A 15,786-nucleotide genomic window follows, 5' to 3' on the forward strand; every position below is an offset into this window, starting at 1 on the left:
GGCTGATCCAGCCGAATATGAGAATTGGCGCGCAGGCGAGGGTCGAGACGGCCGACAACTTGGCCCAGAACAACCCTTCAGGGCTGGAATACGAGGCGATCAGTGCGGTCAGGGGAGCGGCGCCGGAACTCGTCAGGTTCAGCGACCAGAACGCTTCGTTCCAGCACAGAATCAGTGACAGCAGCACGGTCGACGCCAGGCCGCCTTTGCTGATCGGCAACAGCACTCGGAGCATTTCCTGACCCAGGGTGGCACCGTCCAGTCGCGCCGCTTCGAGGATTTCCCGCGGAATGTCCTTGAAGTAGGTGTACACCATCCAGACCACGATCGGCAGATTGATCAGGGTGTAGATGACGATCAAGGCGATGCGCGAATCGAGCAGGCCGGCGCCCTTGGCCAGCAGGTAGATGGGCATCAGCACGCCCACGGGTGGCAGCATCTTGGTGGAGAGCATCCATAGTAGGGTCTGCTTGGTCCGTTTGGTCTCGTAGAACGCCATCGAGTAGGCAGCCGGGACGGCGATCAACATGCACAGGGCAGTGGCGCTGAACGAAATCAGTACCGAGTTCCAGGCGAAATGCAGGTAGTCGCTGCGTTCCTGGATGTGCAGATAGTTTTCCAGCGTGGGCGTGAAAATGAACTGCGGCGGTGTTGCGAAAGCGTCGATCTCGGTCTTGAAGCTGGTCAGCACCATCCAGAAGATCGGAAAGAACACCACGATGGCTATAGCCCAGGCCAGGCAGCCCAGGACCAGACTTTGCAGGCGACGCGATTGTTGAAGTGTCATGGCGCAGGCCTTCAGTTCTTGTCGGTGAGGTTTTTGCCGATCATCCGTACCAGGATAATCGCGGCGATGTTGGCGATGACCACGGCGATCAAGCCACCGGCCGAGGCCATGCCCACGTCGAACTGCACCAGCGCCTGGTTGTAGATCAGGTAGGCGAGGTTGGTGGACGCAAAGCCCGGTCCGCCGTTGGTCGTGGTGAAGATTTCAGCGAACACCGAGAGCAGGAAGATCGTTTCGATCATCACCACTACCGCGATGGGCCGCGCCAGGTGCGGTAGGGTCAGGTGCCAGAAGATCGCCAGGGCACCGGCGCCGTCCAGTCGCGCGGCTTCCTTCTGCTCCTGGTCCAGAGACTGCATGGCGGTCATCAACAACAGGATCGCGAACGGCAGCCATTGCCAGCTGACGATGACGATGATCGAGAACAGCGGGTAGTGGGCGAGCCAGTCGACCGGTTCGGCGCCGAAGAACTTCCACACGGCCGCGAGAATGCCCGAGACCGNNNNGGCATGATGAAGAACGGCGAGATCAGCATCACCCGCACGATCCCGCGGCCGAGAAACTCGCTGGCTTCCAGCAACGCGGCGATCAATACGCCGAACACCACGCTGATCAGCAGCACGCTGCCCACCAGCAGCAAGGTGTTGGTGGCGCCCGGCATGAAGCCTGCGTCGGTGAGAAAGAAGCTGAAATTCTCGAGCCCCACGAATTCGTTTTCGCCGGGGTACAGCAAGTTGTAGCGGATCAGCGAGAAGTACACGGTCATGCCCAGCGGCACGATCATCCACAGCAGCAGCAAGGCGACCGAAGGGGTGACCAGAAACCAGCCGGGGTTGGACAAGCGGCGCTTGCCCGTCACCTCAGCCGTGTCGGGCTGGGGCTTGGCAGTCGTAGTATTCATGAGTGCGCACCTGGTGAGCAGCGCTGCCCGCCGCAATTGGCGGGCAGCAGGGCAGACGTGTTACTGCTTGGGGTAGCCGGCGCGCTTCATGGCCCGCTCGGTGGCTGTCTGCGCGACGACCAAGGCCTGGTCGGCCGTGCTCTGGCCGGTCAGCGCGGCGGAAAATGCCTTGCCGACCTCGGTGCCGATGGCCTGGAACTCGGGGATCGTCACCAGTTGGATACCCACATACGGCTTGGTATCGGTCTGCTTGGGATCGGCGACCTTCAGCGATTCGAGGGTGATATGGGCGAACGGCGCTGCCTTCAGGTACTCATCGGTGTAGGTGGATTTGCGCGTACCCGGCGGCACGTTGGCCACGCCGTCGGTCTTGGCCACCAGCGCGGCGTACTCCTTGGAGGTCGCCCAGGCCGAGAATTGCTGTGCGGCCTGCTGGTTCTTCGAGCTGGTCGGAATGGCCAGGGCCCAGGAGTACAGCCAGGCGGAGCCCTTGTCGGTGGTCTCGTGGGGGGCGAAAGTGAAGCCGACGCTGTCGGCGACCTTGCTTTGGGTCTTGTCCATGGTGAAGGAGCCGGCCACGCTGGCGTCGACCCAGATGGCGCACTTGCCGCTGTTGAACAAGGCCAGGTTCTCGTTGAAGCCGTTGCTCGATGCGCCCGGCGGGCCGGATTTCTTCATGTTGTCGACGTAGAAGTTGAGGGCCTTCTTCCACGCCTCGCTGTCGAACTGCGGCTTCCACTCGTTGTTGAACCAGCTGCCGCCGAAGCTGTTGGCCACGGTGGTGATCAAGGCCATGTTCTCGCCCCAGCCGGCCTTGCCGCGCAGGCACAGGCCGTATTGGTCCTTGCTCTTGTCAGTGAGTTTGCCGGCGAAGTCGGCGATCTGTGTCCAGGTGGGTTTCTCCGGCATTTCCAGCCCGGCCGCCTTGAACAGGTCGGTGCGGTAGTAGGTCATCGAGCTTTCGGCGTAGAACGGCAGGGCATAGAGCTGACCCTTTACCGACAGGCCGTCGCGTACCGAAGGAAAGACATCGTCGATGTCGTAGCTGGCGGGCAGATCCTTCATCGGTGACAGCCAACCCTTGGCGCCCCACAGCGAGGCTTCGTACATGCCGATGGTCAGCACGTCGAACTGGCCGCCCTGGGTCGCGATATCGGTGGTCAGGCGCTGGCGCAGCACGTTTTCTTCCAACACCACCCAATTGAGCTTGATGTCGGGATGCTCGGTCTCGAAGGTCTTGGCCAGGCGCTGCATGCGAATCATGTCGCTGTTGTTGACGGTGGCGATGGTCAGGGTGGTGTCAGCGTAGCTGTAGCCGCTGAGGGACAGTGCACCGCACAGGGCGCCGGCAACGAGCAGATGTTTGCGGTCGATCGTCATCTCGCATTCCTCTTCGGCACGCCGGGAGGCGGCCTTGGTTATTATTCTTGTGTCTTCGTAGAGGTGAAGCACTGGCTGTGATTACAGACCCCTGCAGCCGATCTGACAAATCCCTGGGTGCACCTGCACTGATACTATTTTGCACTGGCCGCGCGATACGCGCAGCGTGCCAGAGGGATTCCTGCAGGCGCTGTGAGCTTTCGTACAGGTTTCAGGAACTCAGCCGTTGCATGGCCAGACGACGATAGTGGGACGGCGTCATGCCTTTGAGCTGTTGAAAGCGACGGTTGAAATTGGAGATATTGTTGAAGCCCGATTCGAAGCAGACGTCTGTCACCGGGCGATCGCCATCGGCCAGCAGCTCGCAGGACTTGCTGATGCGCAGCCGGTTGACGAATTCGACGAAACAGCGGCCGGTGGCTTGCTTGAACACCCTGGAGAAGTAGGTGGGCTTCATGCCCAGATAGGCTGCGACCTCTTCCAGGGACAGCTCACGGGCGTAGTGAGCGAAGATGTAGTCGACGGCGCGGTTGGTGCGTTCTACGGCATGTTCGTCGGCGTCCTGGGCTGCGGCGGTCCCCGAGAGCAGGTGGTAATCCTCGCAGGCGGCCAGCGACTCCATGAGAATCAGGAAATGGCCGAGGCGACTGATGCCCTGGCTGTCGGCAATACGCTGCATCGACACGCTGGCTTGGGCGATGGTCTTCGCGCAGCGAAATTCGATGCCATAGCGCGCACGGTCGAGCAGCGGGGCGAGGCTGCGCAGTTCGCTGAAGACCTGATGGCCTTGGTCGAACAGCTCGTCGGTGAAATTGACCAGCATGTCGCGCTTGTTCACCGACTGACCACTCTGCATCTGGCTGATCCAGTTGTGCGGCAGATTGGGCCCGGTCAGAAACAGGCTGCCTGGATTGAAATTGCCGATGTAATCACCCACGAACACCTTGCCCGACGTCGCGACCAGCAGGTGCAGTTCGTATTCCTTGTGAAAATGCCAGCGCACCAGCGGACACGGGAAGCCGTGCTGGCGATAGATGATGGAGCGACCTTCGTGGTCGTCCATCAACTCATAGGAAGGGTCTGTTATTCGTATAGGTCGGGTCATGCCGTGGCTGCTATTGTGATTGTGCCGATCGGGAATGCGCACTCAAGCATAGCGGCGTTCGGGGCTACACGTCCAAGGCTGAAATGACCGAACTCACTGCGGATCGTCGCGCTTGCGTGGCGCACCGGGACGCAACAGGCTGGGCCACGAAGGTCGCACGCTGGGGCGGCTCGGTTTCCAGCCAGCAGGCGAAGGTCGATTTTCACGGCTCAGCGGCTTCAAGAGCTGGACCTGTGCCAACAAGGCCTCGACGGCGGCCATCAGCCCTACTTTGGAATGAGGCAGCAGCGGATGAGCGGTAGGGATGAACAGACTCCTGCTGGACAGCGCTACCAAGGGCGACGCTGGGCAATCGGTGATGCTCATCACGCAGGCACCGCGGGATTGAGCAAACTTGGCCATTTCGATGGTTTCTCCGGTGTAGGCGGGCAGGGCGATGGCCAGAAGTGCATCGTTGTTGGTGATGTTGCTCAGCCTGTAGGCTGAACCTTCCATGCCTCCATCCAGCGTCACGCAGTGCGCGCCGACGCAGAAAGGGTTAAGTCCTGCTGCCGCCATCTGGGCGATGTGAAAACTGTTGCCCAAACCGACCACGAATACATTCTGTGAGCGCACCAACTGCCGAGCCATGTCTTCGAAGGTCTGGTTGTCGTTCATCCGGGCGACGTTGTCCAGGTGGTGCTTGCTCAGACTGATCTGATGATTCAGATAGAAACTTTTGTCGGATGAGTGCTGGAGTCTCTCATGGATGATGTCGGCCGCAGACACGACGGCCAGCAGGTTTTCCATCAGGGCGAAGCGCAATCCCGTGAAACCGTTCAATCCTATCGCATTGGCCATGCGGTTGACGGCGGCTGTGGAAGTGCCGGTCACGACAGCCAGTTCTTCTATATTGAGCGTCGCGCTTCGGTAGGGGTTGGCCAACAGAAACCCGGAGACTTTCTGCAACGCCGGCCCGAGCCCTTCATGTCGGGTGCGCAGCTTGAGCATCAGATCGGAGTCGTACACCTTGGAGTTAGTGGTCGGCGCCATTGTCGTTCGTCCTGAAGGAACATTGGATGCTGCGTAGCGCTCTTGAGTTTAGTTGTCCGACTACGTACGTCCAGAGGGTGCTTAGATCGATTGGTTCTTGGATTGGATCCATTGCGAGAAATACTTCGTGCTTTTGTGCAGATGATGACGAAGCATTGCGCCGATGAAATTGTCTTGGCGATGCTGCGCAAGGTTTCCTTTAACTTGCTCCAGTCTCAGCATCAATGTTCGGGAGTGGTGCTCCATTGCATACTCTGCGAGCAAGAGCTCCTTGGACCTTTTCTGAGCTTTGTTCCACTGTGATTCGTCGTCGTACAACAGCACGGCGGCTTCCGCGAGCGCTTCTGCACTGCCAGCGACGCCGCCTGGCCAGTGGTCACCCGTGCGCATGCCCTCGACCCCGCAAGGTGTGGTCACACTGGGCGTCCCGCAGATCATGGCATCGAGCAACTTGCCCTTGATACCGGCGCCAAAGCGCAAAGGCGCCAGTGCGACCCGCGCCTGACCCACCACTTCCAGCGCGTCGGGCGCCCAGCCTTTGATCAGAAACCCGTGTGCGGGGTTGTGCAGGGCTGTGGCCTTGGGAGGGGTGTAGGCTCCGTAGAGGTGCAACTCGGCTTTGGGCAGTCGCTTGCGAATGCGCGGCCACACTTGATGCTTCAGCCACAGCACGGCGTCCCAATTGGGTGCGTGACGAAAGTTGCCAATGCAGACGAAGTTCGCGCGTTGTTGGAAATCAAGGGGAGGTGTGGCCAGCGGCTCCACCATCAAAGGGCAGTCATGAAGCAGACTGGGTGGGACACCGAAGCGCTCGATCAGCAACTGCGATTCGAATGGCGAAATCATCAGGCTCAGGTCGCAGCGGAAGATCGCGGCGACTTCGCGCTGGGTAATGTCGGCCTCGCTCATGTGCTGGTAGAGACGGTCGGGCGATACGTCGAACAATGCGGTGAAATCGTTTTCATCGTCATTGCCGCGCAAACGTTCCTTCAGCAGCGCCTGGCGGGCGTCGCGCAGACTTTGCAGGTCACAGGTTTCGAGCACCCGCAGTGCCTGCGGACAGTGCAGCTCCACGCGCCAACCGAATTGCTCCTCCATCATGAAGCGGTCGAACAGCACCACGTTTGGCTGCAAGTCGCCGATGAAATGGTCAAAGCTTTCGTTGTTGAGCTCGATGGCCTGTTCGCCGATGCCCAGCGCTGCCAGATCGGCCTTGTGCTCGCCGACCCTGGCGGGGCTGGCGAAGGTGACTTGCCATCCCTGGGCCACGAAGCAGTGCAGCAGCTGCATCATGTGTCCACCGGCTGCCGATGAGGTGGGCTCGGGCCATACATAGCCGATGACCAGGACGCGCTGAGGAGACATGAAAAGACTCCGGGAAAAAAACCGGGCGCGTATTAGGCCATGATTACACGCGGGGTTGTAGCCACAGGCAGGGCTTTACGCCACCAGCATGCTCTTGACCTTGTCGCGCAGCTGGTCGATGGAAAACGGTTTGCCGATACTGCTCATGCCCGCAGGCACGTCGAGGGCTTCGGCGTAGCCGCTGGCAAACAGCACTGGCAGTACCGGCCGCAAAACGCGCGCCTTTTGGGCCAATTCCTTGCCATCCATGCCAGGCAGACCCATGTCGGTCATCATCAGGTCGATGGTCTTGGCAGCATCTTCGAGAAATTTCAGGGCGCCCGGTCCGTCCTCGGCTTCCAGTACCTCGAACTCGAATTCCTCCAGCACGTCCACGATCAGCATGCGGACGATCGCGTCGTCTTCGACGACAAGAATGGTTTTGGCGGTATCGGACATCGTTCGGATCCTGGTCGGCAAAGGGCGCAGACGGCGCCGAGCCGTCATTTCGCTGATATCGATGCGCCTCGAGGCGGAAAGCACCTGGGAGGCAGGGCGCCATCATAAAGCATGGGTCGGAGCCAGACCATGCCTGCGGAGCCATTAAACGAGACGGTTCCCACGTTTAGATATGAAAATTCTTACAAGACGTACGGAAAAAACCTAACTCTTTGATCGAATTGCGGCAAAATCCCCCGCCTCGATTACAGGATCCGGGTCCAAGGACATGAACAAACCCTCTTCGATCGACGAACAAAGCTTCCGTCGGCTGCTCAGTCGCAACGTCGGCTTGCCGCTGGGCGTCGGCGTGCTCAGCGCCGCCGTGTTCATCGGCATCATCGTCTACCTGCTGTCCGTGATCGACTGGGTCGAGCACACCGACCGCGTGATCAACAACGCCAATGAAGCGACCAAGCTGTCCATCGACATGGAAACCGGCATGCGCGGTTACCTTTTGTCGGGCGCCGAAGGCTACCTGGATCCCTATGAGCTGGCCAAACCGCGTCTGGCCGCCGAACTGCCGGCGTTGCAGGCGCTGGTCAGCGACAACCCGCGCCAGGTCGATCGGCTGACGCGGATCATGGCGCTGCAAAAGGACTGGCTCGACTACGGCGAGCAGTTGATCGCGCTCAAACGCTCCACCGGAGACTATTCCAGCGTTGTCCAGACCGGTCGCGGCAAGCGCCTGACCGACGCGATCCGCAAGGAATATGAAGGCTTCATCGCCATGGAGCAGCAGTTGCGGGTGGAACGCAGCGAGAACGTCTCGCGCACCATCTGGACCTCGGTCAGCCTCTATGTGCTGTTCGTTTTCGTGGTCAGCGCCTTGCTGGCGTACTTCGGCCGACGCGACATGACCGAACTGTCGACCTCCTACGGTGGCAACCTGGCCGCCCTGCAGAAGGGTGCCAAGCGCCTGCAGGACCAGGCCTGGCTGCGCACTGGTCAGACGCAACTGGCCGAGCAGTTGCTGGGCCAGCAAACATTGCAGATGCTGGGTCGCAACATGCTGCAGTTCTTTGCCCAGTATCTGGGTACGGTTGTGGCCGCGGTGTACATCCGCGAAGAGCACGGCAACCTGCGCCGCATCGCGTCGTACGGGTTTTCCCGCGAGCGTGAAGTCATGGATCAGGTGCTGCTCAACGGCGAGGGCATCGCGGGCCAGGCCGTGCAGCGCAACCGGGTCATTCGTCTGGACGACGTGCCGGCCGATTACCTGCGCCTGAGCTCCGGCCTGGGCGAGGGCGCGGCGCGCAGCGTGCTGGTGATACCGACCAGCGACAACGACCACATCAATGCCGTGGTCGAGTTGGGCTTCCTGCGGCCCTTGACCGACCGTGACCTGGAAATCGTCGAATTGCTGGCCGACAACATCGGCACCGCCATCGAAGCGGCACGCTATCGTCAGCGTCTGCAGGAGGTGCTCGCCGAAACCCAGCAGCTCAATGAAGAACTGCAAGTGCAGCAGGAAGAGCTCAAGACCGCCAACGAAGAGCTCGAAGAGCAGTCGCGGGTGCTCAAGGAGTCTCAGGCGTACCTGGAAACCCAGCAAGCCGAGCTGGAGCAGACCAACGAACAACTGGCCGAACGGACCGAAGCCCTGGGCGAGCAGCGCGACGCGCTGGATCGCAAGAATCTGGAGTTGAACCAGGCCCAGGTGCAGCTCGAAGAGCGCGCCGACGAGCTGCAGCGTTCGAGCCGCTACAAGTCCGAGTTCCTCGCCAACATGTCCCACGAGCTGCGCACGCCGCTCAACAGCTCGTTGATCCTGGCCAAATTGCTGGCGGAAAACCCCCAGGAAAACCTCACGGCCGATCAGGTCAAGTTCGCCGAGTCGATCTATTCGGCGGGCAACGACCTGCTGAACCTGATCAACGACATTCTGGACATCTCCAAGGTCGAGGCTGGCAAGCTCGACCTGCGCCCGGAAAACAGCAGCGTGCCGCGGCTGGTGGACAGTCTGCGCATGACCTTCGAGCCGCTGGCCGGGCAGAAGCATCTCGAGCTGTCGGTGCAGATTCTTCCCGATGCCCCGGCGATGCTCTATACCGATCGCCAGCGCGTGGAGCAGATTCTCAAGAACCTGTTGGCCAATGCGCTCAAGTTCACCGAACACGGCATGGTCGAGCTGCTGGTTTCCGGCCACGCCAATGACGGCATTGCCTTCCAGATTCGCGACACCGGCATCGGCATCGCCGTCGACCAGCAACAGGCCATTTTCGAAGCGTTCCGCCAGGCCGATGGCACCACCAACCGTCGTTACGGCGGCACCGGCCTGGGTCTGTCGATTTCCCGCGATCTGGCCAACATGCTCGGTGGCTACATCACTGTCACCAGCGAGCTGGGCAAGGGCAGCATCTTCACCCTGGTCCTGCCGCAGCGTTACGAAGAGATCATCGAGGCACCGCGACACGCACCGCAGCCCATGGTCATCGCGCCGCAGCCGGTATCCAACACCCCGGCTGTGATCGAACCACCGCTGACCGTGGCTCGCTTCGCCGACGATCGTGACAAGGGGCCGTTCACCAAGCGCTGCATTCTGGTCGTCGAAGACGAACCCAATTTCGCCCGCATTCTCTACGACCTGGCCCATGAGCTGGACTACCACTGCCTGGTAGCACACGGTGCCGACGAGGGCTTCGATCTGGCAGCGACCTTCGTGCCCGATGCGGTGCTGCTCGACATGCGCTTGCCCGACCATTCCGGTCTGACCGTACTGCAACGCCTCAAGGAGCTGGCCACCACCCGGCACATCCCGGTGCACGTGATCTCGGTCGAGGATCGGGTCGAGGCGGCCATGCACATGGGCGCGATCGGCTATGCGGTCAAGCCGACCACGCGCGACGAACTCAAGGAGGTCTTCGGCCGCCTGGAAGCCAAGCTCACCCAGAAGCTCAAGCGCATTCTGCTGGTGGAAGACGACGACCTGCAGCGCGAAAGTATTTCCCTGCTGATCGGCGACGATGACGTGGAGATCACCGCCGTCGGCTTTGCCCAGGAAGCGCTCGACCTGCTGCGCGACAACGTCTACGACTGCATGATCATCGACCTCAAGTTGCCCGACATGCTCGGCGGCGACCTGCTCAAGCGCATGTCCAACGAAGAGATCCGTTCGTTCCCGCCGGTGATCGTCTACACCGGTCGCAACCTGACCCGCGATGAAGAAACCGAGCTGCTCAAGTACTCGCGCTCGATCATCATCAAGGGCGCGCGCTCGCCCGAACGTCTGCTCGACGAAGTGACCCTGTTTCTGCACAAAGTCGAATCGCAGTTGTCCCATGAGCGGCAGAAGATGCTGAAAACCGCCCGCAGTCGCGACAAGGTCTTCGAGGGCCGCAAGATCCTCGTGGTCGACGACGACGTGCGCAATATCTTTGCCTTGACCAGCGCCCTGGAACACAAGGGCGCCATCGTTGAAGTGGGCCGTAACGGCCGTGAGGCGATCGACAAGCTGAATCAGGTCGAGGACATCGATCTGGTGTTGATGGATGTGATGATGCCCGAGATGGACGGCTACGAAGCGACCCGTGAAATTCGCAAGGATCCACGCTGGCGCAAGCTACCGATCATCGCGGTGACCGCAAAGGCCATGAAGGACGATCAGGAGCGCTGCCTGCAGGCCGGTTCCAACGACTACCTGGCCAAGCCCATCGACCTGGACCGCCTGTTCTCCCTGATCCGCGTCTGGTTGCCGCAACTGGAGCGCATGTAGTGAGTGATTCCCTGGCTGATCAGTCGCCGCAACCGGCTGCCGAACGCCATATCGATATCGAGATCCGGCTGTTGATCGAGGCGATCTACCTCACCTACAGCTACGATTTCCGTGACTATTCCGGCGCTTCGGTGAAGCGCCGCATTCTGCACGCGCTGCGGCAGATGGAGTGCGGCAGCGTCTCGTCGCTGCAGGCGCGGGTGCTGCACGAGCCCACGGCGTTCATGGAGCTGCTGCAGTACCTGACGATCCCGGTCAGCGAGATGTTTCGTGATCCTGAGCACTTTCTGGCCTTGCGCCGCGAAGTGGTGCCGTTGCTCAAGACCTACCCGTCGGTGAAAGTCTGGATCGCCGGCTGCAGCACCGGGGAGGAGGTCTATTCGATGGCCATCTTGTTGCGCGAGGAAGGTCTGCTCGAACGTACCATCATCTACGCGACCGACATCAACCCAGTCTCCCTGGAGAAGGCCAAGCAAGGCATCTATTCCATGGAAAGCGTGCGCGCCTATACGCAGAACTACCAGCGCGCCGGTGGCACTCGCTCGTTCTCCGACTATTATACGGCGGCCTACGGCAACGCGATCTTCGACAGCAGCCTGCGCGCCAACGTGACTTTCGCCGACCATAGCCTGGCCACCGACAGCGTGTTTTCCGAGACGCAACTGGTGTCGTGTCGCAATGTGCTCATCTATTTCAACAAGGGGTTGCAGGACCGTGCTTTCGGACTGTTCCACGAGTCGTTGAGCCGGCGTGGCTTTCTCATGCTGGGCAGCAAGGAAACCCTGGATTTCTCGGCCTACAGTTCGCGCTTCGAAACCCTGACGCGCCCGGAACGGATCTATCGCAAGTCATGAGTCGTTTTCAAGCGGTGGTGGTGGGGGCTTCGGCCGGCGGCGTGGAAGCGTTGCTGGGCATCTACGGCCAGCTACCGACGAACTTCAAGCTACCGGTGCTGACGGTACTGCACCTGCCCGACGAGCGTCACAGCCAGCTGGCGGAAGTGTTCGAGCGGCGCTTGAATCGGCCGGTGCGACAGGCCCGCGACAAAGAGCCGATCGAGGCAGGCATGTTTTACTTCGCCGGGCCCAGCTATCACTTGTCGGTAGAGCGCGACTTCAGTCTGTCATTGAGTCAGGAGGAGCGGGTTCATTATTCACGGCCAGCGATCGACTTTCTCTTCGATTCGGCAGCCGATGCCTATGGCGCCAGCCTGATCGGCGTGCTGCTGACCGGGGCCAACGAGGACGGTGCGCGTGGCCTGGCGAGCATCAAACGCAAAGGTGGCTTGACCATCGTCCAAGACCCCGCCGAGGCGCGGGTTGCGGTCATGCCGCAGGCGGCCATCCGCCTGCAGACGCCTGACCATATTCTTTCACTCCACGGCATTGGCTGTCTGCTTGCCGAGCTGGAACGAAGCACATGCTAAGCAACGTCCAAGCAAAACTGTTGATCGTCGATGACCTGCCGGAAAACCTGCTGGCCCTGGAGGCGTTGATCGCCAGCCCCGGCCGTGAGGTGCACAAGGCGTTGTCGGCCGATGAAGCCCTTTCATTGTTGCTGCAGCACGAATTCGCCATGGCCATTCTCGATGTGCAGATGCCAGGCATGAACGGCTTCGAGCTGGCAGAACTGATGCGCAGTACCGAGAAGACCAAGAACATTCCGATCGTCTTCGTCAGCGCCGCCGGNNCCTTCAAGGGCTACGAGAGCGGCGCGGTCGACTTTCTGCATAAGCCGCTCGACATGCAGGCGGTGAAGAGCAAGGTCAGCGTGTTCGTCGACCTGTACCGTCAGCGCAAGACCCTCAAGGAGCAGCTCGATGCGCTGGAGCGCTCGCGCCAGGAGCAGGAGGTCCTGCTCAAGCGTCTGCAGGTGACCCAAAGCGAGCTGGAACATGCGGTGCGCATGCGTGACGACTTCATGTCGATCGTCTCCCACGAGGTGCGCACGCCGCTCAACGGCCTGATCCTGGAAACCCAACTGCGCAAGTTGCACCTGGCACGCGATAACGCCGACGCCTTCACCCTCGACAAGATGCGCGCCATGGTCGAGCGCGACGAGCGCCAGATCCAGAGCCTGATTCGTCTGATCGAAGACATGCTCGATGTATCGCGGATCCGTACCGGCAAGTTGTCCATCCGACCTGCCCAGTTCGACCTCGCGCAATTGGTACGCAACCTGGTCGACAGTTTCGCGCCCCAAGTGGACGCGGCCGATTGCACCATCAGTTTGCGCGCCGGCGAACCCGTGCTGGGCATCTGGGACGAGTTCCGCATCGAACAGGTGGTCAGCAACCTGATTTCCAATGCACTGCGCTACGGTGGCAAAGGTCCGGTCGAAGTCACGGTTTATGGACACAACGGCTGGGCGCGCGTGGAAGTGCGCGACCATGGCATCGGCATCAGCAAGGAAAACCAGCTACGGATCTTTCAGCAGTTCGAGCGGGTTTCCGGTAGCAACGTGGTGGCCGGGCTGGGCCTGGGGTTGTTCATTTCCGAGCAGATCGTGGCCGCTCATGGAGGGCGTATCGAAGTCGAGAGTGCGCTGGGCGACGGTGCGACGTTCCGGGTCAGCCTCCCGCTGTAGGAATAAGCGCAATCACACGCAACCTCTGTCGCAGGTCATGGTCGTAATGGCAGCGAAACACACACGTACATAGGCTTCCCCATGAGTGAAGATGCACAAGATGTCGTTCTCATCGTCGAGGACGAGCCGTTGATATTGATGGTGCTGGCGGACTATTTGTCTGGTCAGGGCTATCGCGTTTTGCAGGCCGAGAACGGCGAGCAGGCGTTGGAGATTCTTGCGACCAAGCCGCACCTGGATCTTATGGTGACAGACTTTCGTTTGCCCGGCGGCATCTCCGGCGTGAAGATCGCTGAACCCGCAGTGCTGTTGCGCCCGGATCTCAAAGTTATCTTCATCAGCGGCTATCCGGCAGAAATTGAAGAGACCAACAGCCCAATCGCGCGCAAGGCACCGATCCTGGCCAAGCCATTCGACCTGGACACGCTGCACCAACAGATCGAGAAATTGCTGGCGTGAGAGAGCAGGGTGCCTGACGGTCAGGCACCCTGCTTATCGAGGCGCTATCTGCTTCAGGGCGTGGGCAGCGCGGCACCTTTGGGCCAGAGCAGCCACACTTGACCTTCCTGCTTCATGTTGCCGGCCAGTTCCCCGGCTTCGTCTCCCGTACCCCAGAACAGATCCGCACGCACTTCGCCGGCAATGGCGCCACCGGTGTCCTGAGCCGCGACCGGGCGCACCACGGGGCTGCCGTCAGGGCGTGTGGTGGACAGCCACAACAGACTGCCCAGCGGTATCACCTTGCGATCGATTGCCACACTGTAGCCAGCGGTCAACGGCACGTTGAGTGAACCGCGGGGGCCTTCGTTGCTGTCCGGGCGCAGGCTGAAGAACACGTAGCTGGGATTGCTGGCGAGCAGTTCCGGCACTCGCTGCGGATTGGCCACAGCCCACTCGCGGATGCGGCCCATGCTGACTTCTTCTTTCTTGAGCAGGCCTTGCTCGACCAGCCAACGGCCGACCGGACGGTACGGGTGGCCGTTCTGGTCGGCGTAGCCCACCCGCAGTTGGCGGCCGCTGTCCAGCTGCAGGCGGCCCGAGCCTTGGATCTGCAGGAACTGCAGGTCCATGGGGTCGCGCATCCAGGCGACCACGGGGGCATTGATGCCTTGGCGCTGGATCGTGGCGGCGTCGTCATAAGGGCGCAGTATTTGACCATCGAGCCGACCGCGCAGGCGTTTGCCCTTGAGCTCGGGGTAGAGGCTGTCCAATTGCACGCTGATCATGTCGGTCGGCACGCCGTAGACGGGGACCGGATGTTGCGCGTCGGCCTTGAGGCTGCCCGAATAGACGGGTTCGTAGTAGCCGGTAATCAGGCCGTGTTCGCCTTTTTCGGCTGAGCGTAGGCCATAGACCTGCAACTGGGCCTCAAGAAAGGTACGAATCGCGGCAGGCGACGTGTCGACTGTCTGCGCGGCAGCGCAAGTGGCTCCCCAGATAGCGTCCTTGGCCAGGCGCTGACAGGCAGAGCGCCACGCCGTAAAACCGGCCTGCAGGTCGCTGTCGCTGACCTTGGGCAGGTCACTCCAGGAGGCGGGTGCGTAGGTGGCGACGGGATGGGTGGTTTCGACAGGCTTGTTGTCGCTGTCGCAGGCGGACAACAGCGCCAGCGCGGGCACGACGCCGATGAGCAGGCGCCGCCAGGAAAAACGGAAATGGGTCACGCAACGCATCCTGATAGCGGGGAGAGGCGGCTACTTTGGATAAACCCACACCCGACGTCAAATCTGTGCGGTGATCCAGACACACTGCGGTGTCCGCCGACGCGGCTCGCGCCGCTGCTACAGGATGGCACCACTCTCTGTAGCAGCGGCGCGAGCCGCGTCCGGGTTGACGCAGTGGTCCAGGTTCACCGCGATCGAGTTCAGCAATAGCTCGCGATCCGTCGAACCTGGCCTTGGCCCTGGCTCAGGCTCCATTCCCGGTTGAGTGTCTGGAATACATCGTTGACGAACTGTCGGTCAGCCGCAGCTTTCTTGCCAACGTAGCCTTTGCCACGCCGGTAGATAGGCATGCGTGCACGCAGTTCGGGGTGATTGCGCTCGAATGCTTCGCCGTCGGCGTCGTTGGCCAGGGCATCTATATGCACGTCGCCACGCTTGCAGACCCAAAGGATATGATCGTCCAGCGTGTCACGGCCGGCGGCCAGAATACGAGCAAGTTGGTCGACGGTAGGTTGGTGATTCAGGTTCATGATTACGCTCCTTGAGCTCTGTGTGATCTGTCAGGTTGTCGTCTTCAACACGCATCCGCCGGTACGCATCAGGTGTTGTCCGTCTAGGTCAGTACTGGCTCGAGCTCGATGTGTAGTGCCGGTGACCCTGACTACATGAAACTCATGTCGTTCAGGTTCCAGCGGCCCGCCTGGTACGCGGAGGTCATCGGAGTGGCTCGATGGCTCATCGAGCAGGGCTTGTTCGGGCTCTGCTCTGTTCCCG

The 15,786-nt window shown here is 60.9% G+C and carries 13 protein-coding genes and 1 pseudogene; 5 read left to right on the plus strand and 9 right to left on the minus strand.

The annotated features are described in order from the left end of the window. The 7 genes and pseudogenes from B2V21_RS14715 to B2V21_RS14745 form a co-directional block, all read right to left on the minus strand. Positions 1-787, minus strand: a 787-nt coding sequence (locus tag B2V21_RS14715) for a carbohydrate ABC transporter permease (RefSeq protein WP_286917238.1), incomplete at its 3' end; no start/stop codon positions are given. A gap of 11 nt (positions 788-798) precedes the next feature. Further along, positions 799-1,688, minus strand: a pseudogene (locus tag B2V21_RS14720) (carbohydrate ABC transporter permease). Positions 1,689-1,748: 60 nt separating this feature from the next. Then, positions 1,749-3,068, minus strand: coding sequence for an ABC transporter substrate-binding protein (locus B2V21_RS14725; protein WP_049859463.1), 1,320 nt, complete (start codon positions 3,066-3,068; stop codon positions 1,749-1,751). Positions 3,069-3,279: 211 nt separating this feature from the next. Beyond that, complete coding sequence (locus B2V21_RS14730) at positions 3,280-4,173, minus strand: AraC family transcriptional regulator (RefSeq protein WP_049859464.1); 894 nt, start codon at positions 4,171-4,173, stop codon at positions 3,280-3,282. A gap of 93 nt (positions 4,174-4,266) precedes the next feature. Then, positions 4,267-5,205 carry a MurR/RpiR family transcriptional regulator gene (locus B2V21_RS14735; RefSeq protein WP_286917239.1) on the minus strand — a complete coding sequence of 313 codons (939 nt, stop codon included), beginning with the start codon at positions 5,203-5,205 and terminating at the stop codon, positions 4,267-4,269. A gap of 81 nt (positions 5,206-5,286) precedes the next feature. Then, the gene (locus B2V21_RS14740; protein ID WP_286917240.1) at positions 5,287-6,570 is read right to left on the minus strand and encodes a glycosyltransferase; all 1,284 of its coding nucleotides are present in this window, start codon (positions 6,568-6,570) and stop codon (positions 5,287-5,289) included. Between the two features lie 75 nt (positions 6,571-6,645). Then, complete coding sequence (locus B2V21_RS14745; protein ID WP_049859467.1) at positions 6,646-7,008, minus strand: response regulator; 363 nt, start codon at positions 7,006-7,008, stop codon at positions 6,646-6,648. A 268-nt stretch (positions 7,009-7,276) separates the two neighbouring features. On the opposite strand from B2V21_RS14745, the gene B2V21_RS14750 reads away from it, so the two are divergent. The 5 genes from B2V21_RS14750 to B2V21_RS14770 all read left to right on the plus strand — a co-directional run bounded on the left by B2V21_RS14750 (position 7,277) and on the right by B2V21_RS14770 (position 13,807). Then, entirely contained in the window at positions 7,277-10,762 is a 3,486-nt protein-coding gene (locus B2V21_RS14750) for a response regulator (protein WP_286917241.1), read from the plus strand. Continuing rightward, positions 10,762-11,616, plus strand: coding sequence for a CheR family methyltransferase (locus B2V21_RS14755; RefSeq protein WP_236707045.1), 855 nt, complete (start codon positions 10,762-10,764; stop codon positions 11,614-11,616). Before B2V21_RS14750 ends, B2V21_RS14755 begins: the two co-directional genes overlap by 1 nt. Further along, positions 11,613-12,188 (plus strand): chemotaxis protein CheB, encoded by a 576-nt coding sequence (locus B2V21_RS14760; RefSeq protein ID WP_049859469.1) that lies wholly within the window; start codon positions 11,613-11,615, stop codon positions 12,186-12,188. Before B2V21_RS14755 ends, B2V21_RS14760 begins: the two co-directional genes overlap by 4 nt. Further along, positions 12,182-13,348 (plus strand): hybrid sensor histidine kinase/response regulator, encoded by a 1,167-nt coding sequence (locus tag B2V21_RS14765; RefSeq protein WP_286917242.1) that lies wholly within the window; start codon positions 12,182-12,184, stop codon positions 13,346-13,348. The genes B2V21_RS14760 and B2V21_RS14765 overlap by 7 nt, the downstream gene beginning before the upstream one ends. Positions 13,349-13,429: 81 nt before the next feature. Continuing rightward, entirely contained in the window at positions 13,430-13,807 is a 378-nt protein-coding gene (locus B2V21_RS14770) for a response regulator (protein ID WP_049859471.1), read from the plus strand. 53 nt (positions 13,808-13,860) lie between these two features. On the opposite strand, the gene B2V21_RS14775 is transcribed toward B2V21_RS14770, so the two are convergent. Together B2V21_RS14775 and B2V21_RS14780 are read right to left on the minus strand one after the other, a co-directional pair. Next, entirely contained in the window at positions 13,861-15,012 is a 1,152-nt protein-coding gene (locus B2V21_RS14775) for a murein transglycosylase A (protein ID WP_376787055.1), read from the minus strand. A 200-nt stretch (positions 15,013-15,212) separates the two neighbouring features. Further along, positions 15,213-15,542 (minus strand): hypothetical protein, encoded by a 330-nt coding sequence (locus B2V21_RS14780; protein WP_049859473.1) that lies wholly within the window; start codon positions 15,540-15,542, stop codon positions 15,213-15,215. Between the last annotated feature and the right edge of the window lie 244 nt (positions 15,543-15,786).

The organism is Pseudomonas sp. UBA6276 (assembly GCF_002438365.1).
GTDB classification, from domain to species: Bacteria; Pseudomonadota; Gammaproteobacteria; order Pseudomonadales; family Pseudomonadaceae; genus Aquipseudomonas; species Aquipseudomonas coleopterorum.

Bases quoted from the DNA above. Each gene is read 5' to 3' on its own strand.
- B2V21_RS14735 (WP_286917239.1), bottom strand. From the start codon at position 5,205: ATGGCGCCGACCACTAACTCCAAGGTGTACGACTCCGATCTGATGCTC.
- B2V21_RS14725 (WP_049859463.1), bottom strand. From the start codon at position 3,068: ATGACGATCGACCGCAAACATCTGCTCGTTGCCGGCGCCCTGTGCGGT.
- B2V21_RS14740 (WP_286917240.1), bottom strand. From the start codon at position 6,570: ATGTCTCCTCAGCGCGTCCTGGTCATCGGCTATGTATGGCCCGAGCCC.
- B2V21_RS14745 (WP_049859467.1), bottom strand. From the start codon at position 7,008: ATGTCCGATACCGCCAAAACCATTCTTGTCGTCGAAGACGACGCGATC.
- B2V21_RS14750 (WP_286917241.1), top strand. From the start codon at position 7,277: ATGAACAAACCCTCTTCGATCGACGAACAAAGCTTCCGTCGGCTGCTC.
- B2V21_RS14770 (WP_049859471.1), top strand. From the start codon at position 13,430: ATGAGTGAAGATGCACAAGATGTCGTTCTCATCGTCGAGGACGAGCCG.
- B2V21_RS14780 (WP_049859473.1), bottom strand. From the start codon at position 15,542: ATGAACCTGAATCACCAACCTACCGTCGACCAACTTGCTCGTATTCTG.
- B2V21_RS14730 (WP_049859464.1), bottom strand. From the start codon at position 4,173: ATGACCCGACCTATACGAATAACAGACCCTTCCTATGAGTTGATGGAC.
- B2V21_RS14760 (WP_049859469.1), top strand. From the start codon at position 11,613: ATGAGTCGTTTTCAAGCGGTGGTGGTGGGGGCTTCGGCCGGCGGCGTG.